This is a genomic window from Arthrobacter sp. HLT1-20 (assembly GCF_054510895.1).
Genome location: NZ_JBTNDR010000021.1, coordinates 45607 through 66846, shown reverse-complemented (window position 1 = coordinate 66846; position 21240 = coordinate 45607). Strand labels below are relative to the sequence as shown.

Genomic DNA, 21240 nt, shown 5'->3' with positions numbered 1-21240 from the left:
ACCGCCACACCCGGAAAGCACCCAAGAAAGCGGCCCCCACCAAAAAAGATGGGAGCCGCACACCGATGCCTCTTGACAAAAGTTCCCACATATCAGTCCCCACGCCCTCCCACTGCTTATCAACGACGGCGGCGCTCACCAAAAGGTGGGCGCCGCCGTCGCGCTTTAACGTGAGTTAAACAACAAGGCGCCCTGCCAGCTTAGAAACTTTTCAGTTTCCAACGGGCAGGGCGCCCCACGTCAAGCAAAATCAGTCAGAGAATGGGCTTAGGCCTCGGTGGGCCAGGGACCAATCTTTTCCTTGTTCACGCGCACACCGGCTTCGCTCTTGCCAAGATCGGCGATGTCGCCAACCTTGTGCACCTTGACCAGGTTGGTGGAACCGGCCTGTCCGGGAGGGGAACCGGCTGCAATGACAACCAAATCTCCCGGCTCAACCAGGCCCTTCTCCAACAAGGTGGAGTCAACCTGCTCGGTCATGGCGTCGGTGTGGGCAACCATGGGAACCAACACGGGCTCAATGCCCCAGGTCAGTGCCAGCTCGTTGCGAACCTGCTCTTCGGGAGTGAACGCGAAGACCTGCTTCTTCGGGCGCAGACGAGACAAACGGCGGGCCGAGTCACCTGACTGCGTGAAGGTTGCAATGTACTTGGCATCGAGCTGATCGGCGATCTGCACGGCCGCGGCGGTGATAACGCCACCGCGGGTCTTCGGGTCCGATCCCAACTTCGGGATCAGCTTCATGCCGGCTTCCTCTTCGGCAGCCTCAATGATGCGGGCCATGACCTTGACGGTCTCGATCGGGAACTTGCCAACGCTTGTCTCGCCGGAGAGCATGACTGCATCGGCGCCGTCGAGCACGGCATTGGCACAGTCGGAAGCCTCCGCGCGGGTGGGGCGCGGGTTGTCGATCATGGATTCCAGGACCTGGGTGGCCACGATGACGGGCTTGGCCCAGCGGCGTGCCATTTCAACGCACTTCTTCTGCACCAGCGGCACATCTTCCAGCGGCAATTCAACACCCAAGTCGCCACGGGCAACCATGATGGCGTCAAACGCGTCAACAATGGCTTCCAGGTTGGCAACAGCCTGCGGCTTCTCAATCTTGGCGATGACGGGCACGCGGCGGCCGGCCTCATCCATGATCTCGTGCACGCGGGTGATGTCGGCAGCATCGCGCACAAACGAGAGGGCAATGAGGTCAGCGCCGCAGGCCAGGGCCCAGCGCAGATCGTCCTCATCCTTTTCGCTCAAGGCGGGGACGTTCACAGCAACGCCGGGCAGGTTGATGCCCTTGTTGTTGGAGACCTTGCCCGGCACCGTCACAACGGTGACAACCTTCACGGAGTCAACGGCCGTGGCCTGAACCGAAACCTTACCGTCGTCGATCAGCATGATGTCGCCAACATTGACGTCCTCGGTGAGGGACTTCAAGGTGGTGGAGCAGATGTCCTTGGTGCCCGGAACGTCTTCGGTGGTGATGGTGAAGACGTCGCCCACGGCCAGGTCGTAGCCCTCGCCATTGGCAAAGCGGCCCAAACGGATCTTGGGCCCCTGCAGGTCGGCCATGATGGCAACCGGCTTGTTCAAGGATGCAGCGGCCTTACGAACGTTGTCGTACGTGTTCTGGTGCACGGTGTAATCGCCGTGGCTCATGTTCATGCGGGCTACGTTGACGCCCGCCTCCAGTACCGCAAGTGTGTTTTCATAGCTGGCAATAGCCGGCCCGAAAGTCGCAACAATCTTTGCGCGTCTCAATGTACCTACCTCGTGTGTGGTTAACAGTAGAAATCTGTGGTGCCCGGAACCAGCCTATCGCTTTGCCACTAGACACTGATAGCTGAGTCGCTAGGTGAGACGGGCGCCGGCAGGAACGTCTCCCCCATGAGGAACTTGTCCACCGCCGCAGCACACGCCCGGCCCTCAGCAATGGCCCACACAATCAGCGACTGGCCGCGGCCTGCATCGCCTGCTGCAAATACGCCGTCACGGCTCGTCATGTAATAGCCGTCACGGTTCACATTTGACCGTGAATCCAAGGTCACAGGCAGCTGGTGGGTCAGTTCGGCCGTCTCCGGACCGGTGAAGCCCAGGGACAGGAACACCAGGTCAGCCGGAATGATCCGCTCAGTGCCCTCCTTGGGGACCCTGCGCCCGTCCACGTACTCGGTTTGGGCAATCTTCAGCCCGGTCAGCACACCGTTTTCGCCCAGGAATTCCACGGTCGAGGCCAGGTAGGTCCGCTCGCCGCCTTCCTCATGCGCGCTGGCCACCTCAAACAGGTTCGGGAACGTGGGCCAGGGCTGAGACGCGGGACGATCCACGGCCGGCTGCTGGCCGATCGCCAACGTTGTCACGGAGGCCGCCTTCTGCCGGTGCGCGGTACCCAGGCAGTCAGCACCGGTGTCACCGCCGCCCAGGATCACCACGTGCTTGCCACGGGCGTCAATCTGACCGGCAACCTCGTCCCCTGCAACAAACTTGTTGGCCTGCACCAGATAGTCCGTGGCGAAATGTACGCCGGACAGATTGCGTCCCGGGATGGGCAAATCGCGCGGCACAGTGGCGCCGGTGCAAACGACGACGGCGTCATAGCGGCGGCGCAGTTCTTCCCAGCCAATGTCCTTGCCAACCTCGACGCCGGTGCGGAAGCGGGTGCCCTCGGCCACCATCTGCTCCACACGGCGGTCAACGCTTTCCTTCTCCAACTTGAAATCGGGGATGCCGTACCGCAGCAGACCGCCAATCCGATCGTCCCGCTCGTACACGGCAACCGTGTGGCCGGTGCGGGTGAGCTGCTGTGCCACGGCCAGTCCTGCAGGTCCTGAGCCGACGACGGCGACGGTCTTACCCGTGAGCCGGGCCGGGGGCAGCGGGTGCACCCAGTCCTGGTTGAAGGCTTCATCAATGATGGAGACCTCAACCTGCTTGATGGTCACGGCAGGCTGGTTGATGCCCAAAACGCAGGCCGTTTCACAGGGCGCCGGGCACAGGCGGCCGGTGAACTCGGGGAAGTTGTTGGTGGAGTGCAGGCGCTCAATGGCATCCTGCCCCTTGTCGCGCCACGTCAGGTCGTTCCATTCGGGAATCAGGTTCCCCAAGGGACAGCCCTGGTGGCAGAACGCCACGCCACAGTCCATGCAGCGGCCCGCCTGTGACTTCAGCACGCCCTTCTCCTGGGCCTGGTAGACCTCTTTCCAGTCCATGATGCGAACTGGCACGGGGCGGCGCGTCTGAGTGATGCGTTCGCGGGTGTTCAAGAAACCGTGCGGATCAGCCACCGGTGACCTCCAAGATCTTCTGCCAGACGGTTGCACCGTCCGGGTCTTCGCCCAACTCGGCTGCTGCCAAGCGGGTCTCCAATACTGCTGCGTAGTCGCGGGGAAGGACTTTCACCATCCGCTGCACGGTGGCCGGGAAGTCAGCCAGCAACTCCTGGGCCACATCCGATTCTGTTTCTTCAAAGTGGCGCTGCAACAGTGAGCGGACAATGTCCGTATCGACGGCGTCGAGCGTCAACAGGGAAAGCTCGCCGGTATCCAGTGCACTCTTGTTCACGCGGCTGGGCTCAAGGTCCAGCACGTAGGCCGTCCCACCGGACATGCCGGCACCGAAGTTGCGGCCCGTGGGCCCCAGGATCAGGGCCCGGCCACCTGTCATGTATTCACAACCGTGGTCGCCAATACCCTCAACCACTGCCGTGGCGCCGGAGTTGCGGACCAGGAACCGCTCCCCCACCAAACCGCGCAGGAACATCTCGCCGCTCGTGGCACCGTAGCCGATCACGTTGCCGGCTATGACGTTCTCAGCGGCGGCAAAGGTGTTTGCCCGGTCCGGGCGGACGGTGATCCGGCCGCCGGAGAGGCCCTTGCCCACATAGTCATTGGAATCGCCCAGCAGGCGCAGGGTGATGCCTGCCGGGAGGAACGCGCCCAGTGACTGGCCGGCCTGGCCTGTCAGGGTCACGTCGATGGTGTCCGGGCCCAGGATGTCAACGCCAAACGTCTTGGTCACGTGGTAGCCCAACATGGTGCCCACCGACCTGTCCGTGTTAATGACAGGGACACTGATCTTCACGGGTTGCCGGTCACTGAGCGCCTCGGCACTCATGGTGATCAGCTGCTGGTCAAAATGCTTGTCCAGCTCGTGGTTCTGGTTGCTCAGGTGACGAACGGGGGCACTGGCGGGCACACCAGCATCGGAAAGGATGGGGCTCAAATCCAGGCCCTCAGTCTTCCAATGGTTCATGGCTGCCTTGATGTCCAGCACGCTCGACTGACCAATGGCCTCCTCCAGGCTGCGGAAGCCAAGCTCAGCCAACAGCTCACGAACTTCTTCTGCCAGGAACTCGAAGAAGTTGACCACAAATTCCGGCTTGCCGGTGAAGCGCTGGCGCAGCTCAGGATTCTGGGTGGCAACGCCCACAGGGCAGGTGTCCAGGTGGCACACACGCATCATGACACAGCCCGAAACCACCAGCGGTGCGGTGGCGAAGCCGTATTCCTCGGCACCGAGCAGCGCGGCGATGACCACGTCGCGGCCCGTCTTGAGCTGTCCGTCCACCTGCACCACAACCCGCTCGCGCAGGCCGTTCAGGCGCAGCGTCTGCTGGGTTTCGGCCAGGCCCAGTTCCCAGGGCATGCCAGCGTGCTTGAGCGAGTTCAGCGGGCTGGCGCCGGTTCCGCCGTCGTGTCCGGAAACCAGTACGACGTCGGCCTTGGCCTTGGTCACGCCGGCCGCCACGGTGCCGATCCCCATTTCGGAGACCAGCTTGACGTGGACGCGGGCGCTCGGGTTGGCGCGCTTGCAGTCGTAGATGAGCTGCGCCAGGTCCTCGATTGAGTAAATGTCGTGGTGCGGCGGCGGGGAGATCAAGCCGACGCCCGGGGTGGAGTGCCGGGTTTCGGCAATCCAGGGGTACACCTTCTTGGCCATGAGCTGGCCGCCCTCGCCGGGCTTGGCACCCTGGGCCATCTTGATCTGGATGTCCTGCGCATTGGTCAGGTACAAGCTGGTCACGCCAAAGCGCCCCGAGGCCACCTGCTTGATGGCGCTGCGGCGCTCCGGATCCAGCAAACGCTCAACGTCCTCGCCACCTTCACCGGTGTTGGACTTGGCGCCCAGGCGGTTCATGGCGATGGCGAGGGTCTGGTGCGCCTCCTGCGAGATGGAGCCGTAGCTCATGGCGCCGGTGGAGAAGCGCTTCACAATGCTGGCGACCGACTCGACTTCCTCCAAGGGAAGGGGCTGGCGCTGGCCGTCCTTGAACGTGAGCAGGCCGCGGAAGGTCATGAGCTTGTTGGCTTGATCGTCAATGCCCTGGGTGTACTTCTTGAAGATGTCGTAGCGGCGCTCACGCGTGGCGTGCTGCAGCCGGAACACCGTTTCCGGGTTGAACAGGTGCGGCTCACCGTCGCGGCGCCACTGGTACTCGCCGCCGCCCAGGAGCGGGCGGTGCGGCACGTCCACGCCGTCGACCGGGTAAGCCAGGATGTGGCGGGCGGAAACTTCCTTGGCGATCACGTCCAGTCCCACGCCACCCAGCTGGGTGACTGTGCCGGTGAAGTAGTCGTTGATAAGTTCCTGGGACAGGCCCAGCGCCTCGAACGTCTGGGCGCCGCAGTAGGAGGCCACCGTGGAGATGCCCATTTTGGACATGATCTTCAGAACGCCCTTGCCCAAGCCCTTGATCAGGTGGTGCACACCCTCCTCGGGGGTGACGCCGGTGACATCACCGTTGCGGATGAGTTCCTCAACGGATTCCATGGCCAGGTACGGGTTGACGGCTGCCGCGCCGTAGCCCACCAGCACTGCCACGTGGTGGACTTCGCGGACGTCGCCGGCCTCGACCACCAGGGAAACCTTGGTGCGGTTGGCGCTGCGCAGCAGGTGGTGGTGGACTGCGCTGAGCAGCAGTAGCGACGGGATGGGTGCCCACACAGCCGAGGAGTCCCTATCGGAGAGCACAATGTACTGCACACCGCGGTTGATGGCACCGGAAACCTGCTCACAGATCTCGGTGAGGCGGGCACGCAGGGCGGTCTCGCCGCCGTCGAACTTGTAAAGACCACGCACCTTCATGGCGATGTGCTCTTCCTGGGCATTCTCCATGTTGGCGATCTTGGCCAGATCGTCATTGTCGATCACGGGGAAATTCAGCGCCAGTTGCGGGGCCTGGACCTTGTTGCGGGAGAGGATGTTCCCCTGCGGGCCAATGGTGGTGTTCAGCGAGGTGACAAGCTCCTCGCGGATGGCATCCAGCGGCGGGTTGGTCACCTGGGCAAACTGCTGCACAAAGTAGTCAAAGAGCAGGCGCGGGCGCTTGGACAGCACAGCGACAGGGGTGTCGGTGCCCATGGCACCGAGCGGCTCGGCGCCGGTCTTGGCCATGGGACCCAGCAGGATCCGCAGCTCCTCGGTGGTGTAGCCGAAGGTGCGCTGGCGGTGCAGCACCGATGCGGCCGGGTGGACCACGTGCTCGCGCTCAGGCAGATCGGCCAGCTGGATGGTGTTTTCCTTGGCCCACTCCTCATAGGGGTGTGCGGCAGCCGCCTGGGCCTTGATGTCCTCATCGCTGATGAGCACACCCTTTTCGGTGTCCACCAGGAACATGGTGCCGGGGGCAACACGGCCCTTCTTGACGATCGTGGCCGGATCGATCTCCAGCACGCCCACCTCGGAGGCCAGAACCACCAGGCCGTCGTCGGTGATCCAGAACCGGGCCGGACGCAAACCATTCCTGTCCAGGGTGGCACCCACCAGGGTGCCGTCGGTGAAGGACACGGCGGCCGGGCCGTCCCACGGTTCCATCAGCAGTGAGTGGTACTCGTAGAACGCTTTGCGGGCCGGATCCATGGTGGCGTGGTTTTCCCAGGCCTCGGGGATCATCATCATGACAGCTTCGGTGATGGAGCGGCCGGAGAGCCAGAGCAGCTCCGCTACTTCGTCGAAGGACGCGGAGTCGGAGGCGCCGGGGGTGCAAATGGGGAACAGCTCTTCGGGGGTGTCACCCAGTAGCCGGTGCGCCATGGTGGACTGGCGGGCGCGCATCCAGTTCCTGTTGCCCTTGACAGTGTTGATTTCGCCGTTGTGGGCAATGGTGCGGAAGGGCTGGGCCAGCGGCCACGACGGGAACGTGTTGGTGGAGAAGCGCGAGTGCACCACGGCCAGTCGTGTGGTGAAGCGGGGGTCGGAGAGGTCCGGGTAGAACGGCTCCACCTGCGCGGTGGTCAGCATGCCCTTGTACACAATGGTCTTGGAGGACAGGGACGGGAAGTACACGCCAAACTTCTGCTGGGCGCGCTTGCGCAACCTGAACGCCTTGCCATCCAAGGCGTTGGCCCTGCTGGGATCCAGTGGCTGCAGCGGCTCCTTGGCAAGAGCCACGAAGAGCTGGCTGAAGTAGGGCATGCAAGCCCGGGCGCTTGCCCCGACCAACTCGGCAACAACGGGGACTTCACGCCAGCCCAGCACTACCAGGCCTTCGTTTTCAGCCAAGGCTTCCATGCCGGCCTTCGCCGATGCCTGCTCAGCGGCTTCGGTGGGCAGGAACGCGGTGCCCACGGCGTAGCTTCCCTGGGCGGGCAGCTGAAATTTTGTGACAGCACGGAAGAACTCGTCGGGAATCTGTGTGAGGATGCCAGCGCCGTCGCCTGTTCCCTCGTCAGCGCCCACGGCCCCGCGGTGCTCCAGGTTGCGCAGGGCAATGAGGGCCTTCTGCACAATGTCGTGGCCGGGGGTTCCGCGCAACGTGGCCACAACGGCCAGGCCGCAGGCGTCCTTTTCACTGTCCGGGCGGTAGAGGCCCGCCTGCGCCGGCATGGCAGCAAAACGGGTGAAAGGCGAGATGGCCTCTGGCTGGTGGGAGTCACGTGCAGATGTCTTAGTCACGACGTGTAAGTCCTTCCCCTTGTTAGAGCGTTTGGTGGGGGACGACGCTGGCCCTTGGCGTTGGGAAAGCGGATCTTCCTCAACGGTGGTTCTTTGGGGATTCGTCGCTGCCATTTTGTTTCGGACGTGTTTCCTTGGCACCGATTCCCCGCTGGACCGCACTGGCACCCCCATTGGGGCGTCATTCAGTGTGCAAGTACACACGAACGGATGGTTCATGGTGCATTTGCACAATGGAAGGAGATTTCGCTGTGAAATCTTCCCCTTCGGTCGCTTTTTACTATATAGCGGGGCTGGAACCGCTGATATGCGTATCTTGACCTGCGGACTCATATGCATGATCAGTAATAGAATTCGGCGAACGCGCTTGTCTGGCTCGCGTAGTCTCGGGTGGTTTGATCAGTTTCCTGCCTGCAGTTTCGCCTCTTGTGCGCTTTGGCGGCTTGTATGCGGTTGAAGAACCGCCCACAAGCCGCCAAAGCGCACAAGAGCCGGCGGACCGCATATATGTGGAGCGGGCCTGGATGCCTGCGGGGCCGCTGGGGCACGAAAAAGGTGGTCCTGGTTATCCAGGACCACCTTTTTACACCATCAACTACTGACTAACCCGCGCGGGTGGCGCGGGCAAGGACTGACTACTTCGCGTCCTTGCCTGCGTCCTTGCCTGCGTCCTTGCCAGCAACGTCCTCTTTGTCCGGGGCAGCAGCCGTGGCCGGAGCCTTTGCGGCAACATCCGCGCCCTTGGCACCAGCCGCGGAGTCGCCGTCGTGACGCTTGTCGTCGGCAGCCTGGGCAGCGTCGCCGCCGTCGACCGCGTCATCCTCCACGGAGGAAGCCTCAGCAGCCGCCGGCTCGTGCCCGGGCAGGTACACGGACTCGGAGTCCTTGCCACGGCGCACAAACGTCAGGAACAGGAACACCGCCAGGGCCGCCACGAACACAATGATGCTGGTCCAGACGTTCAGGCGGGTGGTGATGCCGAAGAACGTGATCTGCTCGGCGTCGTCGATCCGGAGCATTTCAATCCAGACGCGGCCGGCCGTGTAAATCATGGCGTAGAGCAGGAACAGGCGCCCGTGGCGCAGGCGGAACTTCCGGTCCAGCAGCAGCAGTACCGCAACGCCGGCCAGGTTCCACAGGCACTCGTAGAGGAAGGTGGGGTGGAACAGGGTGTCGGGGCTAAATCCGGGCGGGACGAACTCGGGGGAAACGCTCAAGCCCCACGGCAAGGTGGTGGGCGCGCCGAACAGTTCCTGGTTGAAGTAGTTGCCCCAACGCCCAATGGCCTGCGCCAGGAGGATTCCGGGTGCTGCGGCGTCAATGAACGCGGAGATTTTCACGCCCGCGCGGCGGCAGCCGATCCAGGCACCCACCACACCCAGGACCACGGCACCCCAGATGCCCAGGCCGCCCAACCAGAGTTGCGGGATCAGGGACAGATCGCCCGTGCCGTCATAGCCGGGGCCGAAGTAGGCGTCCGGGGAGGAGAACACGTGGTAGAGCCGGCCGCCAATGATGCCGAAGGGGATGGCCCAAATGGCAATGTCCCAGATGGAGCCCTCGGGGCCGCCGCGCTTCTTCCAGCGGCGGTCCGTGAGCCACAGGGCAGCAACAATGCCGAGCAGGATGCACAGCGCGTAGGCATGGATGCGCAGCGGGCCAATGTCAAAGCCCGACCAGGTGGGTGCGGGGATGGCGGCTGCGAAGGCGCCGCTGAACTGCTGCGGAATAAGAGTCGAAATCACTGGGTCTATGCTCCCGTGGTGGGGGTGGCAGGCGCGTCAAAGCCTGTGCTGAGTTCCTTCGCCAGGGCGCCGACGGCGGCCACCCCGCCGTCGCGCAGGGCAGCCACCAGGGCTGTTCCCACAATGACACCGTCGGCGTAGGCCGCGATTTCGCGGACATGCTCGGGACGGGACACGCCCAGACCAACACAGGCGCGCTCGGCTCCGGCATTGTGGGCGGCGGCCACGACGGCCTCCGCTGCACTGGAAACCGAGGTGCGGGCACCTGTGACGCCCATGATGGAGACGGCGTAAACAAACCCGCGGGTTGCCTCGACAGTCATGGCCACGCGTTCCGGTGTGGAGGACGGTGCCACGAGAAAGACGCGGTCCAGACCGTATTTGTCGGAGGCGGCAAACCATTCGGCTGCCTCGTCCGGGATGAGGTCAGGGGTGATGAGCCCCGCTCCCCCGGCCTCGGCCAAGCGGCGGGCGAACTCGTCAACACCCATGCGGTCCACGGGGTTCCAGTAGGTCATCACCAGGACGGCCGCGTCGGTCTCGGCCGTCACGGCCGCGACGATGTCAAAGACGTCCGTAACCCGGAAACCCTTGGCCAGTGCCTCGGTGGTGGCAGCCTGGATGACGGAGCCGTCCATGACGGGGTCCGAGTACGGGATGCCGATTTCGATGATGTCGGCGCCATTGCGGGCCAAGGCGATGGCTGCGTCAATGGATGTCTGCTTGTCCGGGTAACCGGCGGGCAGATAGGCGATCAAGGCCTTTCGGCCGGCGGCCTTGGCCCGGTCAATGGCGGCCGCGGACTTGCTTGCGGCTTGGGCTGGTGCGGTGCTCTCACTCATGGGTGGCATCCTCTGCATTTTCATCGGCAGCCGGGGCTGCACCCTTGGCGGTGCGGGTGGACAGGGTGGTGCCTTTCACGTGGCCGTCTTCATCAAGCATGCCGAACCAGGCAGCTGCGGTTTCCACGTCCTTGTCGCCACGGCCGGACAGGTTCACGATGATGACCACGTCCTCGGCCTTGGCGGCGTCGGCCACCAGGCGCTGGCCCACCTTGAGGGCGCCGGCCAGGGCGTGGGAGGACTCGATGGCGGGGATGATGCCCTCGGTCTGGCTCAACAGCCTGAAAGCCTCCATGGCTTCACTGTCGGTGATGGGTTCGTAGCCGACCCTGCCAATGTCGGCCAGGTAGGCATGCTCCGGTCCGACTCCGGGGTAGTCCAGGCCCGCGGAAATGGAGTGGGACTCGATGGTCTGGCCGTCGTCGTCCTGCATCAGGTAGGACCGTGCACCGTGCAAAACGCCTGGGCGGCCCAGCGTGATGGTGGCCGCGTGGCGGCCGGTTTCCACACCGTCGCCCCCGGCCTCAAAACCGAAGATCTTCACGGAGGGATCGTCCAGGAATGCGTGGAACAGGCCAATGGCGTTGGAGCCGCCGCCGATGCAGGCGCACAGGGCGTCGGGCAGGCGGCCGATCTGCTCCAGGATCTGGCCGCGGGCCTCCTCACCGATGACTTCGTGGAAGAAGCGCACCATTGCGGGGAAAGGGTGCGCGCCGGAAACAGTACCCAGCACATAGTGGGTGGTTTCCACGTTGGCCACCCAGTCGCGGAGGGCGTCATTGATGGCGTCCTTGAGCGTCTGCGAACCGTTAGTCACGGGCACCACCGTGGCGCCAAGCAGCTGCATGCGGGCCACGTTCAGGGCCTGGCGGCGGCAGTCCTCGGCACCCATGTAAACCACGCATTCAAGGCCCAGCAGGGCGGCGGCGGTGGCGCTGGCCACGCCGTGCTGGCCCGCGCCAGTTTCGGCAATGATGCGGGTCTTGCCCATGCGCTTGGCCAACAATGCCTGGCCCAGGACGTTGTTGATCTTGTGGGAACCTGTGTGGTTCAAGTCCTCGCGCTTGAGGAAGACGCGGGCGCCGCCAGCGTGCTTGCTGAAGTTCTTGGCCTCGGTCAACAGGGACGGACGGCCAGAATAGTTCTTGTTCAACTCGGCAATCTGCTCGAGGAACTCCGGATCAACCTTGGCTTTTTCAAAGGTGTCTTCAAGCTCATCCAGGGCCGCAATGAGCGACTCCGGCATCCAGCGGCCACCATAATTGCCAAAGTAGGGCCCGGGCGCGTGCCGCAGCGAATGCTCGCCGGAGAATTCCGGCGCTGCTGTGCCGCCCTGTAAGAATGCTGTTGCCGGATCCACCATGTCAGCGGGATCCTGAGACGAAGCTGCTGGCACGTTAGCCATCAGTTCCACCGTCCTGTTCCTGGATAATTGTGCACTAATAGTCTTAGGCGGCAGCTACGGACCCTAAACTGCCATTTATTGCCATGAAGCCTGGCTGCCGCACCCTGCGAAGGGGCGCGGCAGCCAGGCAGGGGCTGCTTTAGCGGGCGCTGATGGCCAGTGCCCCGGCGGCCTTGAATTCGGTGATGCGCTCACGCGGTGTGGAATCCTTCACCAACGCTTCGCCCACCAAGATGGCGTGGGCGCCGTGGGCGCTGTAATGCTGAACATCGGCAACGTCGCGGACACCGGACTCGGCAACCACAATGGGGCCGGCAGGAATGGTTCCGGCGAGGGCCGCAAACACGCCCCGGTCAACGTCCAAGGTCTTCAGGTTGCGCACATTGATGCCAATGATCTTGGCATTAACCGCCACGGCCCGGGCAATCTCCTCCGCCGTGTGTGTTTCCACCACGGCGTTCATGCCCAGCTGGTGAGTCAACTCCAGGTAGCTGCGCAGTTCCTCATCGCTCAGGGCCGCAACAATGAGCAGCACCAGGTCTGCCCCGTGGGCGCGCGCTTCCCAAATCATGTACGGATCGCAGGTGAAATCCTTGCGCAGCACCGGGATGTCCACAGCTGCGCGAACGGCGTCCAAATCAGCCAGGGAACCGCTGAAGCGGCGCTCCTCGGTGAGGACGCTAATGACACTGGCGCCGCCGTCGCGGTACTGCACAGCCAGTGCGGCAGGATCGGCAATGCCGGCCAGCTCGCCCTTGGAGGGGCTGCGGCGCTTGACCTCGGCAATGACCATCAGCTCAGGGCGTTGCGCCAGGTTTCCGCCCAGGGCAGCCCACGCGTCCAGTGCCGGGGCAACGTGGCCGACCCGCTCCTGAAGCTCGGCCAAACTCACCAGTTCCTGGCGGGCCCGAAGGTCCTCCCGAACTCCGGCAATGATGTCCAGCAAAACACTCACGATTAGTGGCCGGTGTTTTTCAGCTTGCTGCCGCCAACACCGTAGCCCGCCGACCGCAGGACCGGGCCCGCGATGAGGCCAACAACAATGACGCCCACGCCGATCCAAAACAGGGTGGTTGCGCTCTCGCCAATGACGAAGGCGATGCAGCCGATGATGGTACCAACCAGCATGATGGTCACGCTGGTCCATGCTGCCGGGCTGTTGCCGTGACCCAGTTCAATGCTGTGATCAACGGGCTCGTGTTCGGTAACTGCCTGCGCCGACTTGTTGCTCATGGTAAATCTCCCTATTTAACGCGGATACTGAAATACATTCTGCCATTAGTTAGCCAAGGAAACCGAAACTGCTGGGCCTCTTGGATGCGTGCCGTGCCTAGGCTGTGGGGTCTTCCCCGCGGCTGAGCTGGTCCCACCGGTCAATTTCGTCCATCGGCTCACCGGCGTTGGCGCCCGGCGTGGTCTTGGCGGCGTCATATTTGGTGCGCACGGTCCAGCCACGCCCAAACCATAGAACGGCCAGCGCGGCCAGGGCCAGCACCGCCGCGGCGGCTACGGCCAGGACGGGAAAAATGGTGGTGGTGGCGTCCGAATTTTGGCCGATGATGCCCGTTGCAGCCCCTACCTCGGACATGGCCGCCGCTGCCGGATTCGTCAGAACCCCCAGCACGACGGCGATGATCCCCACCGCGCCCAGCAAGACGATGGAGGAGGCGACAACACGGGCCACTTTGCCGGCAATGGTGATGGCCAGCGCTCCGGCCAGGGCCACCAGCGCCAACGCCGAGACGGCCACGGCTGCCTTGCTGCCGGGAATATTGAGGTCCGTCTGGGCCACTTCACCGGGTGCAATAGCCACGTGGATCCATGTTTGGGTGGTGGTGCCGAAAACGGCCAGCGCAGCCAGGATGGCCAACAGGATCAACGTTGACTTGCGCTGCCACGGCGCCGTCTTGGTGGCACTGGTGTGCGGCGCCACCGAACCCAGGACGTCGTCACCGTCGTGCTCGTGTGATTCCGGAACGGAACTGCTCACAACTCTTCACCGACATTCTCGTCAAGGGCCCGCAGGGAGGCGGCGGCATAAACGGCGCGCAGGGGTGCTGCCGCCTTGTTGACTGTTTCCAGGGCTTCGGTCTCGTTGACGGAGTCCGCCACGATGCCGCCGCCAGCCTGGACATAGGCTTTGCCGTCACGCAGCAGGGCCGACCGGATGGCGATGGCCATGTCCATGTTGCCGGCAAAGTCCAGGTAGCCCACCACTCCGCCGTAGATGCCGCGTCGGTGGGGCTCCAGTTCGTCAATGAGACGCAGCGCCCTCGGCTTCGGCGCACCGGAAAGGGTTCCGGCGGGGAACGTCGCGGCCAGGACGTCATAGGCATTCTTGTCCGGGCTGAGGGTGCCCACCACGGTGGAGACCAGGTGCATGATGTGGCTGAAACGCTCCACCTCCATGAACTGGGTGACATCCACTGTGCCGGGGACGCACACCTTGGAGAGGTCATTGCGGGAAAGATCCACCAGCATCAGGTGCTCGGAGCGTTCCTTGTCATCCTCGAGCAGGTCCTTGGACAGCCATTTGTCATCCTCAACCGTGCCGCCGCGTGGGCGCGAGCCTGCGATGGGGTGGGTGATGACTTCATTGCCGCTGACGCTGACCAGGGCTTCCGGCGAGGAGCCCACAATGGAGTAGGGGGCACCGTTGGAGTCCTCGAAGCTGTACAGGTACATGTACGGGCTGGGGTTGGTGTTGCGCAGGACGCGGTAAACGTCCAGGGCCGTGGCCTGGCATGCCATTTCAAAGCGGCGCGAAATCACCACCTGGAACACCTCACCGTCCACAATGGCTTCCTTGCTGCGGTCAAGCGCGGCAAGGTACTGGTTCCGGTCCCAGCGTTCCTGCACGCTCTCGGCAAAGCTGGCTGCCGGGACGTCCACCACTGACATGGGCTGGACCACTGGCCTGCGCAACTGCTCCACCATGGAACGGACCCGGGCCACGGCGTCATGCCACGCGCCGTCAACGTTCTCGTCGGTGCCGTTGGCGTTGATGGCGTTGGCAATCAACAGCACAGTGCCTTCATTGTTGTCATGCACTGCCATGTCGGCCACAAGGTTCAGCGCCACCTCGGGCAGGTGCAGGTCATCGACGGGCGGCTGCGGGAGTTTTTCCCAGTGCCGCACGGCCTCCCACCCCACAAAGCCCACCAAGCCCGAGGTGAACGGCGGCAAACCCTCAAACCGCTCGGTGCCCAACAGTTTCAGGGTCGCCTCCATGGCATCCACCGGGCTGCCACCCAAGGGCACGCCTACGGGAGGTTCGCCCTGCCAGAACGTCTCGCCGTCGCGCGTTGTCAGTGTTGCGCTGGAGCGCACACCAATGAACGAGTAGCGGGACCACACCCCGCCCACGGCGGCCGATTCCATCAAGAACGTCCCCGGGGCCTCGGCCGCGAGGGAACGGTACAGGCCAATGGGCGTTTGCGCGTCGGCGAGGACCTTCAGATGGACGGGGACAACCCGGCGGCTGCGGGCCAATTCCCGAAATTCCGCCAGGGAGGGGCTGATGACACCTAGATCTTGCATGAAATGGTTGGCTTCCTTGAGTCAATCGGGTGAATGAAGCAAAACTAAAAAGCGCTGCGGCTCGTGGGGGCTATTCGCCGCGGTGACCCACCACTGCCGTGAGTTCACGGTTGTCGAAGCAGGTGTGGGTGCCGGTGTGGCAGGCCGCGCCAACCTGGTCAACCGCGATCAGGAGGGCGTCGCCGTCGCAGTCCAGGGCCACGGATTTCACATACTGGAAGTGCCCGGAGGTGTCGCCCTTGCGCCAGTATTCCTGGCGTGAGCGCGAGTAGAAGGTGACACGCCCGCTGCTCAGGGTCCGGCGCAGCGCCTCATCGTCCATCCAGCCGAGCATGAGCACCTCTTGGGTGTCGAACTGTTGGATGATGGCAGCCACAAGTCCCGCATCATCATGCTTGAGCAGGGCGGCCACCTCGGCGGGCAGATGCACGGCGTCGGTGACGGCTTCGGCAGCGCTTGGCTGCGTGGCGGAATTGGCGGGCATTGACTGGGGTTCTGGGCTGTGCTGCATCAGTGCCAATTCTAGTGCCAGAAAGCGTCTCAAACCGTCATCGGGCGGCCGCCGCGACCTTAACCAAGAAGGAATTCTCGAAGCCATGGGCAGCAAAGCGGCGGTTCCTAATGCCAATTGGCGCCAATACATGCTAATTTCACAAGTGATGCGATTTGTAGAGCCGTCCCGAGAAGTGCTCGCCGAGACCTTGCTGGCTGCAGGGCCGGGAGCAGACACCCTCTGTGCAGGATGGCGGACCCAGGAACTGGCCGCTCACCTTTACCTGCGCGAACACAATCCCCGCGCCGGCCTAGGCATGGTACTCAAACCCTGGCGCAAGGCCACCGAGAAGGCCATCGCCAAGCTCGCGGCCGAGTCCAGCACGCCCGAGGCCTTCGCCGCCTTGGTGGAGAAGTTCCGTGCCGGGCCGCCTAAGATTTCCCCGTTTGCGCTGAAGGCCGTTGACCACAGCGCAAACCTCACGGAGTTCTTCATCCACACGGAGGACGTTCGCCGCGCCACGGACAGGTGGGCTCCGCGCGCACTCGACGCCGACTACTCACAAGCACTCTGGGCTGAATTAATCACCCGGGCAGCCATCCTTTACCGCAGCGTTGATCTAGGTGTTGTGCTGGTCAATTCCAGCGGACCCCGGCACGTTGCCAAGCGGGCTCCCGTGTCCGTGGCCATTATTGGCGAACCCGGCGAGCTGCTCATGCACGCCAGCGGCCGCACGGGCCAAGCCCTGGTGTCCTTTGAGGGCCAGCAGGACGCCGTGGCACTTTTGCAGACAGCACCGGTGGGGCTGTAGTTTTTTGCTAGTTATCCTGGGCCGCCGGCGGACACATCTAGTGGATGGAGAAGTTCATGAGTGCACTTGACTGGGGCAACGCCGGAACGAAGGAGTCCCCGTGGCTGCTGAAAACCCCGCCCGGCACCTCCGAGTACACCATGTACCGTGACGAGTCGGTGGATCCGGCGGAACTCGTGTGCACTGTGGGTAAAACCGTGTTGAAATACCAGCTGCGCCTGGTGGCCGACTTGGCCGCCATGCTTACCGAGCACGGCGACTGGATGGAACTCGGCAGCGCCGACGAGCAGAAAGCCGCCAAGGACGGCACGGTGGAGGCCTGGGCCCGCGCAGAGTCCAACCCCGTGGGTGGCTGGTACGGGTTGAAGAAGGGCTACCGTGGACGGGTGGGCATGTATCTGCCCCCGCTGCTGGAGTCTCTGGGCCTGGCCGAGGTGGAACACAACCCGCGCAACAACCGGATGCGCGCCCTCTAACCCCGCCTCGCGAACGTACAGTTAATGCCGATGTTTGACTGAAACATCGGCATTAACTGTACGTTCGCGAGGCGGGGGGCGGGACTAGCGGACTTCGTAGCCGGCGTCGCGAATGGCCTTTTTGACATCGGCTATGGCGTGGTCCGGACCAAAGTGGAACACGGATGCGGCCAGCACGGCGTTGGCGCCTGCAGCAACAGCCGGCGGGAAGTGCTCCGGCTTGCCGGCGCCACCGGAGGCGATGATGGGGATGTGCACGGCGGCGCGAACCAGCCGGATCAGCTCCAGGTCGAAGCCTTCCTTGGTGCCGTCGGCGTCGATCGAGTTGAGCAGGATCTCCCCCACACCGCGGTCGGCAGCTTCCTTGGCCCATTCGATGGCATCCATGCCGGTGCCCTCGCGGCCACCGTGGGTTGTCACTTCATAGCCCGACGGCGTGTTCCCGCCCTGGGTGCGCCGCGCGTCAACGCTGAGCACCAGAACCTGGGAACCGAACCGGTGGGTAATTTCATTGATGACGGCGGGACGGGCGATGGCGGCCGTGTTGATGGAGGCCTTGTCGGCCCCAAAACGCAGCAGCTTGTCCACATCGGAAACCTCGCGCACTCCCCCGCCAACTGTCAGCGGGATGAAGATCTGCTCGGCCGCGCGGGAAACAACATCGAAGGTTGTCTCCCTGTTGCCGGAGGACGCCGTGACATCCAGGAACGTCAGCTCATCCGCCCCGGCCAGGTCGTAACGTTTGGCCAGCTCAACCGGGTCACCGGCGTCGCGCAGGTTTTGGAACTTGACGCCCTTGACCACGCGGCCGGCGTCGACGTCGAGGCAGGGAATGACTCTGATGGCAACACTCATGGGGCTTCTCCCTAGATGCGGCAGGCGTGGATGTTGCTGACCAGGATGGCGCGAGCACCAAGATCGTACAACTCGTCCATGATGCGGTTGGTGTCCTTGGACAAAACCATGGAGCGCACAGCCACCCAGTCCGAGTCGCGCAGCGGCGAAACCGTAGGCGATTCCAGGCCAGGGGTCAGGGCCGTGGCCTTCTCCATCAGCGTCTTGGGCACATCGTAGTCAAGGAGCACGTACTGGCGCGCCACCAAAACACTGTGCAGGCGGCGGATCAAAACCTCCACACCGGCCGGCGGGGTGACGCCGCGGCGGCCAATCAGCAGGGCCTCCGAGTTCAGGATGGGTTCGCCAAAGATTTCCATGCCGGCAGCCTTGAGCGTGCTGCCGGTTTCCACGACGTCGGCAATGGCGTCAGCAACGCCCAACCGCACGGAGGACTCTACGGCGCCGTCGAGGCGGACCACCTTGGCGTTGATGCCAAGCTCGGCCAGGTATTCACGCAGCAGGCCGTCATAGCTGGTAGCCAGGCGCTTGCCCTCGAGCTCGGCGGCCTTACTGAAGTGGCCCACGGGGCCGGCAAAGCGGAACGTGGATCGGGCAAAGCCCAGCGGCAGCAGTTCCTCGGCATCCACTTGGGCGTCCATGAGCAGGTCACGGCCGGTGATACCAACATCCAGAGTTCCGGCGCCAACATATACGGCGATGTCGCGGGGACGGAGGAAGAAGAATTCAACGTTGTTCTCGGGGTCAACCATGACCAGCTCGCGGCTGTCGCGGCGCTGGCGGTATCCAGCCTCCGACAACATGGCTGAAGCGGCTTCGGACAGGGCACCCTTGTTGGGGACGGCAACACGCAGCATGTGAAAGTTTCTTTCAGATCGGGTCAAGCAAAAGGTTTTTCGGGCGTTTTCAACGCCATTTCAGGGGTCGGTTAAAGCAGCCACAGCGCGTGGCTATAGATGCTTGTAAACGTCCTGAAGGGTCAGTCCTTTGGCGATCATCATGACCTGCAGGTGGTAGAACAGCTGGGAAATCTCTTCGGCACAGGCCTCTTCCGACTCATACTCGGCGGCCATCCACACCTCAGCAGCTTCCTCAACCACTTTCTTGCCGATACCGTGAATGCCGGATTCAAGTTCGGCGACGGTACGGGAGCCAGCGGGCCGGGCTGCGGCTTTCGCACTGAGCTCATCAAAAAGGGATTCGAAGGTCTTCACGGTGTCCAGCTTACTTGCTTTGATCGCCGTCCAAGGATTCGCGCACCAGCTGCGTCCACCATGTGGACGGTTTCATGGCGGGTTCGTGGCCGGCGTCGGACAACAACGTGGCGTAAATGTGCGCTTTGGCGGCTTGTCGGCGGTTCATAAACCGCAGGCAAGCCGCCAAAGCGCCGGCAAGCCGCCAAGGCGCAGTTAGACGCCGAGCTGGGCCAGGGTGAGGGCTGCTGCAAGGGCAGCCGTGATGGCCTCATGCCCCTTGTCCTCCACCGAGCCCGGTAGTCCGGCACGGTCAAGGCCCTGCTGTTCGGTGTCGCAGGTGAGCACGCCGAAACCAACGGGCACGCCGGTGCGGACACTGACGTCGGTGAGACCCATCGTGGCAGCCTGGCACACGTAGTCAAAGTGCGGGGTGCCGCCGCGGATCACCACTCCCAGGGCGACTACGGCGTCGAACTTGGGTGCCAGCCGCGCAGCCGCAACGGGTAGCTCAAAACTGCCGGGCACCCGCACCACGGTGGGCTCGGCGATGCCCGCGTCGGCAGCCCCGCGCAGGGCGCCGGCGAGCAGGCCGTCCATGATCTCGGTGTGCCAGCTCGCGGCAACGATGGCAACCTTCAGCGTTGACGTGTGGGATTTTTCTTCCGGGGTGAATCCGATGACTGGTGCTCCGTGGCCGCTCATGCTGAGGGTCCTTCCTGGGGGTTTGAGGTGGTGTGCTTGTTGTCTTCTTGGGGCGTGCTGACGTTGAGCACATGGCGCATCCGGTCACGCTTGGTTTTCAGGTAGCGGAGGTTCTCGCTGCGCGCCGGAACCTCGGTGGCCACGATCTCGCTGATGGCGATGCCGTGGCGGCCCAGTTCCTCCGACTTCAACGGGTTATTGCTGAGCAATTTGATCCGGTTCAGGCCCAGTGCCTCCAGAATTCCTGCGGCTGAGGCGTAGTCGCGCGCATCCGCGGGGAATCCCAGTTGCTCGTTGGCGTCCACTGTGTCCGCACCGGCCTCCTGCAGGGCGTAGGCGCGCATCTTGTTGGCCAGGCCAATGCCCCTGCCCTCATGGCCGCGCAGGTAAACCAGTGTTCCGCCGTGGCTGTAGATGAGCCCCAGCGCGTAGTCCAGTTGCTCACCGCAATCGCACCGGTAGGAGCCAAACGCATCTCCCGTGAGGCACTCCGAATGCAGCCGGACCAGGGGATCACCCGCCGCAGCATTCGGTGAGGTGACGCTGAGGTGCTCGGCGCCCGTGACCGTGTCCGTCCACGCCTGGGCGGCGAACACACCAAACTTGGTGGGCAGCGAAACCAGTGGGCCGCCGCTGACACAGCTCTCAGTCATGGCCGGGCCCCTCGGCCAGGTGCTCCACCAGGTCGGCGATGGAAATCAGAAGCAGGCCCTGCTCATCCGCGAACTGGCGCAGGCCGGGCAGCCTGACCATTTCCCCGGAATCATCCACCACCTCGGCAATGACCCCCACCGGCTGCAATCCCGCCAACTTGCACAGGTCAACGGCCGCTTCGGTGTGGCCGGGGCGCTGCCGCACTCCCCCAGCCACAGCGCGAAGGGGGAACATGTGCCCGGGCCGGGTGACGGCGTCGGGCAGCGAGGCTGGGTCTGCCAAAACTGTTGCGCTCAAGGACCTGTCGGTGGCGCTGATGCCCGTGGACACTCCATGCGCGGCGTCGCAGCTAACCGTGTAGGCCGTACCCTTAGCGTCCTGGTTGACCTCCACCATGGGAGGCAGGGCCATGGCGTCGGCGCGGCCGTGGTCCATGGGTATGCAGATGACCCCTGAGCTGTGGCGGATGGTCCAGCCCATGAGAGCTGGCGTGCTGTGCTGGGCGGCAAAAATGATGTCGCCCTCGTTTTCCCTGTCCGCGTCATCCACCACTAGGACCGCCTCGCCCCGGGCCATCGCGGCAATGGCCAGCGGGACGGGGTCCAGCAGTGTGACGGGATCTGTTACGGCG

The 21240-nt window shown here is 63.7% G+C and carries 20 protein-coding genes; 2 read left to right on the top strand and 18 right to left on the bottom strand.

Annotation, left to right across the window (positions count from 1 at the left end; all coding sequences use genetic code 11):
* Positions 1-267: 267 nt before the first annotated feature.
* The 11 genes from pyk to hisI all read right to left on the bottom strand — a co-directional run bounded on the left by pyk (position 268) and on the right by hisI (position 15906).
* Positions 268-1758, bottom strand: a complete 1491-nt coding sequence (pyk, locus tag ACX80Q_RS12385; protein WP_459330826.1) for a pyruvate kinase — start codon at positions 1756-1758, stop codon at positions 268-270.
* A gap of 68 nt (positions 1759-1826) precedes the next feature.
* Positions 1827-3281: a glutamate synthase subunit beta gene (locus tag ACX80Q_RS12380; RefSeq protein ID WP_459330825.1), complete on the bottom strand. Its 1455-nt coding sequence runs from the start codon at positions 3279-3281 to the stop codon at positions 1827-1829.
* Positions 3274-7821 (bottom strand): glutamate synthase large subunit, encoded by a 4548-nt coding sequence (gltB, locus tag ACX80Q_RS12375; protein WP_459330831.1) that lies wholly within the window; start codon positions 7819-7821, stop codon positions 3274-3276. Before gltB ends, ACX80Q_RS12380 begins: the two co-directional genes overlap by 8 nt.
* A gap of 704 nt (positions 7822-8525) precedes the next feature.
* A complete protein-coding gene (lgt, locus tag ACX80Q_RS12370) occupies positions 8526-9635 on the bottom strand; it encodes a prolipoprotein diacylglyceryl transferase (RefSeq protein ID WP_459330824.1) in 1110 nt (369 codons plus the stop codon).
* Positions 9636-9640: 5 nt separating this feature from the next.
* Positions 9641-10477 (bottom strand): tryptophan synthase subunit alpha, encoded by an 837-nt coding sequence (trpA, locus tag ACX80Q_RS12365; RefSeq protein ID WP_459330823.1) that lies wholly within the window; start codon positions 10475-10477, stop codon positions 9641-9643.
* On the bottom strand, positions 10470-11882 hold the full coding sequence (gene trpB, locus ACX80Q_RS12360; RefSeq protein ID WP_459330822.1) for a tryptophan synthase subunit beta: 1413 nt from the start codon (positions 11880-11882) through the stop codon (positions 10470-10472). Before trpB ends, trpA begins: the two co-directional genes overlap by 8 nt.
* A gap of 139 nt (positions 11883-12021) precedes the next feature.
* Positions 12022-12837: an indole-3-glycerol phosphate synthase TrpC gene (gene trpC, locus ACX80Q_RS12355; RefSeq protein WP_459330821.1), complete on the bottom strand. Its 816-nt coding sequence runs from the start codon at positions 12835-12837 to the stop codon at positions 12022-12024.
* 2 nt (positions 12838-12839) lie between these two features.
* The gene (locus ACX80Q_RS12350) at positions 12840-13115 is read right to left on the bottom strand and encodes an HGxxPAAW family protein (RefSeq protein ID WP_459330820.1); all 276 of its coding nucleotides are present in this window, start codon (positions 13113-13115) and stop codon (positions 12840-12842) included.
* Between the two features lie 97 nt (positions 13116-13212).
* Entirely contained in the window at positions 13213-13872 is a 660-nt protein-coding gene (locus tag ACX80Q_RS12345) for a Trp biosynthesis-associated membrane protein (RefSeq protein ID WP_459330819.1), read from the bottom strand.
* Positions 13869-15422: an anthranilate synthase component I gene (locus ACX80Q_RS12340; protein WP_459330818.1), complete on the bottom strand. Its 1554-nt coding sequence runs from the start codon at positions 15420-15422 to the stop codon at positions 13869-13871. Before ACX80Q_RS12340 ends, ACX80Q_RS12345 begins: the two co-directional genes overlap by 4 nt.
* Before the next feature lie 70 nt (positions 15423-15492).
* Entirely contained in the window at positions 15493-15906 is a 414-nt protein-coding gene (gene hisI / locus ACX80Q_RS12335) for a phosphoribosyl-AMP cyclohydrolase (RefSeq protein WP_459330830.1), read from the bottom strand.
* Between the two features lie 175 nt (positions 15907-16081).
* Between hisI and ACX80Q_RS12330 the strand changes: the two genes are divergently transcribed.
* On the top strand, positions 16082-16726 hold the full coding sequence (locus ACX80Q_RS12330; RefSeq protein WP_459330829.1) for a TIGR03085 family metal-binding protein: 645 nt from the start codon (positions 16082-16084) through the stop codon (positions 16724-16726).
* 56 nt (positions 16727-16782) lie between these two features.
* Positions 16783-17202 (top strand): DUF6855 family protein, encoded by a 420-nt coding sequence (locus tag ACX80Q_RS12325; protein WP_459330817.1) that lies wholly within the window; start codon positions 16783-16785, stop codon positions 17200-17202.
* Positions 17203-17286: 84 nt separating this feature from the next.
* Here the strand turns inward: ACX80Q_RS12325 and hisF are convergent, their stop codons facing one another.
* The 7 genes from hisF to ribB all read right to left on the bottom strand — a co-directional run bounded on the left by hisF (position 17287) and on the right by ribB (position 21185).
* Positions 17287-18057 (bottom strand): imidazole glycerol phosphate synthase subunit HisF, encoded by a 771-nt coding sequence (hisF, locus tag ACX80Q_RS12320; protein ID WP_459330816.1) that lies wholly within the window; start codon positions 18055-18057, stop codon positions 17287-17289.
* A gap of 11 nt (positions 18058-18068) precedes the next feature.
* Positions 18069-18914 carry an ATP phosphoribosyltransferase gene (gene hisG, locus ACX80Q_RS12315; RefSeq protein WP_459330815.1) on the bottom strand — a complete coding sequence of 282 codons (846 nt, stop codon included), beginning with the start codon at positions 18912-18914 and terminating at the stop codon, positions 18069-18071.
* Positions 18915-19007: 93 nt separating this feature from the next.
* Positions 19008-19271: a phosphoribosyl-ATP diphosphatase gene (locus ACX80Q_RS12310; protein ID WP_103465949.1), complete on the bottom strand. Its 264-nt coding sequence runs from the start codon at positions 19269-19271 to the stop codon at positions 19008-19010.
* A gap of 10 nt (positions 19272-19281) precedes the next feature.
* Entirely contained in the window at positions 19282-19419 is a 138-nt protein-coding gene (locus ACX80Q_RS12305) for a hypothetical protein (RefSeq protein ID WP_459330814.1), read from the bottom strand.
* A 47-nt stretch (positions 19420-19466) separates the two neighbouring features.
* Complete coding sequence (gene ribH, locus ACX80Q_RS12300; protein ID WP_459330813.1) at positions 19467-19955, bottom strand: 6,7-dimethyl-8-ribityllumazine synthase; 489 nt, start codon at positions 19953-19955, stop codon at positions 19467-19469.
* Positions 19952-20608: a GTP cyclohydrolase II gene (gene ribA / locus ACX80Q_RS12295; RefSeq protein ID WP_459330812.1), complete on the bottom strand. Its 657-nt coding sequence runs from the start codon at positions 20606-20608 to the stop codon at positions 19952-19954. The genes ribH and ribA overlap by 4 nt, the downstream gene beginning before the upstream one ends.
* On the bottom strand, positions 20601-21185 hold the full coding sequence (gene ribB, locus ACX80Q_RS12290; RefSeq protein ID WP_459330828.1) for a 3,4-dihydroxy-2-butanone-4-phosphate synthase: 585 nt from the start codon (positions 21183-21185) through the stop codon (positions 20601-20603). The genes ribA and ribB overlap by 8 nt, the downstream gene beginning before the upstream one ends.
* Between the last annotated feature and the right edge of the window lie 55 nt (positions 21186-21240).

Coding starts and splice junctions, on each gene's coding strand:
- gltB (WP_459330831.1), bottom strand. CDS start 7,821: ATGCCGGCGCAGGCGGGCCTCTACCGCCCGGACAGTGAAAAGGACGCC.
- trpA (WP_459330823.1), bottom strand. CDS start 10,477: ATGAGTGAGAGCACCGCACCAGCCCAAGCCGCAAGCAAGTCCGCGGCC.
- trpB (WP_459330822.1), bottom strand. CDS start 11,882: ATGGCTAACGTGCCAGCAGCTTCGTCTCAGGATCCCGCTGACATGGTG.
- ACX80Q_RS12350 (WP_459330820.1), bottom strand. CDS start 13,115: ATGAGCAACAAGTCGGCGCAGGCAGTTACCGAACACGAGCCCGTTGAT.
- ACX80Q_RS12340 (WP_459330818.1), bottom strand. CDS start 15,422: ATGCAAGATCTAGGTGTCATCAGCCCCTCCCTGGCGGAATTTCGGGAA.
- hisI (WP_459330830.1), bottom strand. CDS start 15,906: ATGCCCGCCAATTCCGCCACGCAGCCAAGCGCTGCCGAAGCCGTCACC.
- ACX80Q_RS12330 (WP_459330829.1), top strand. CDS start 16,082: ATGCGATTTGTAGAGCCGTCCCGAGAAGTGCTCGCCGAGACCTTGCTG.
- ACX80Q_RS12325 (WP_459330817.1), top strand. CDS start 16,783: ATGAGTGCACTTGACTGGGGCAACGCCGGAACGAAGGAGTCCCCGTGG.
- hisF (WP_459330816.1), bottom strand. CDS start 18,057: ATGAGTGTTGCCATCAGAGTCATTCCCTGCCTCGACGTCGACGCCGGC.
- hisG (WP_459330815.1), bottom strand. CDS start 18,914: ATGCTGCGTGTTGCCGTCCCCAACAAGGGTGCCCTGTCCGAAGCCGCT.
- ACX80Q_RS12305 (WP_459330814.1), bottom strand. CDS start 19,419: ATGAACCGCCGACAAGCCGCCAAAGCGCACATTTACGCCACGTTGTTG.
- ribH (WP_459330813.1), bottom strand. CDS start 19,955: ATGAGCGGCCACGGAGCACCAGTCATCGGATTCACCCCGGAAGAAAAA.
- ribA (WP_459330812.1), bottom strand. CDS start 20,608: ATGACTGAGAGCTGTGTCAGCGGCGGCCCACTGGTTTCGCTGCCCACC.
- ribB (WP_459330828.1), bottom strand. CDS start 21,185: ATGGCCCGGGGCGAGGCGGTCCTAGTGGTGGATGACGCGGACAGGGAA.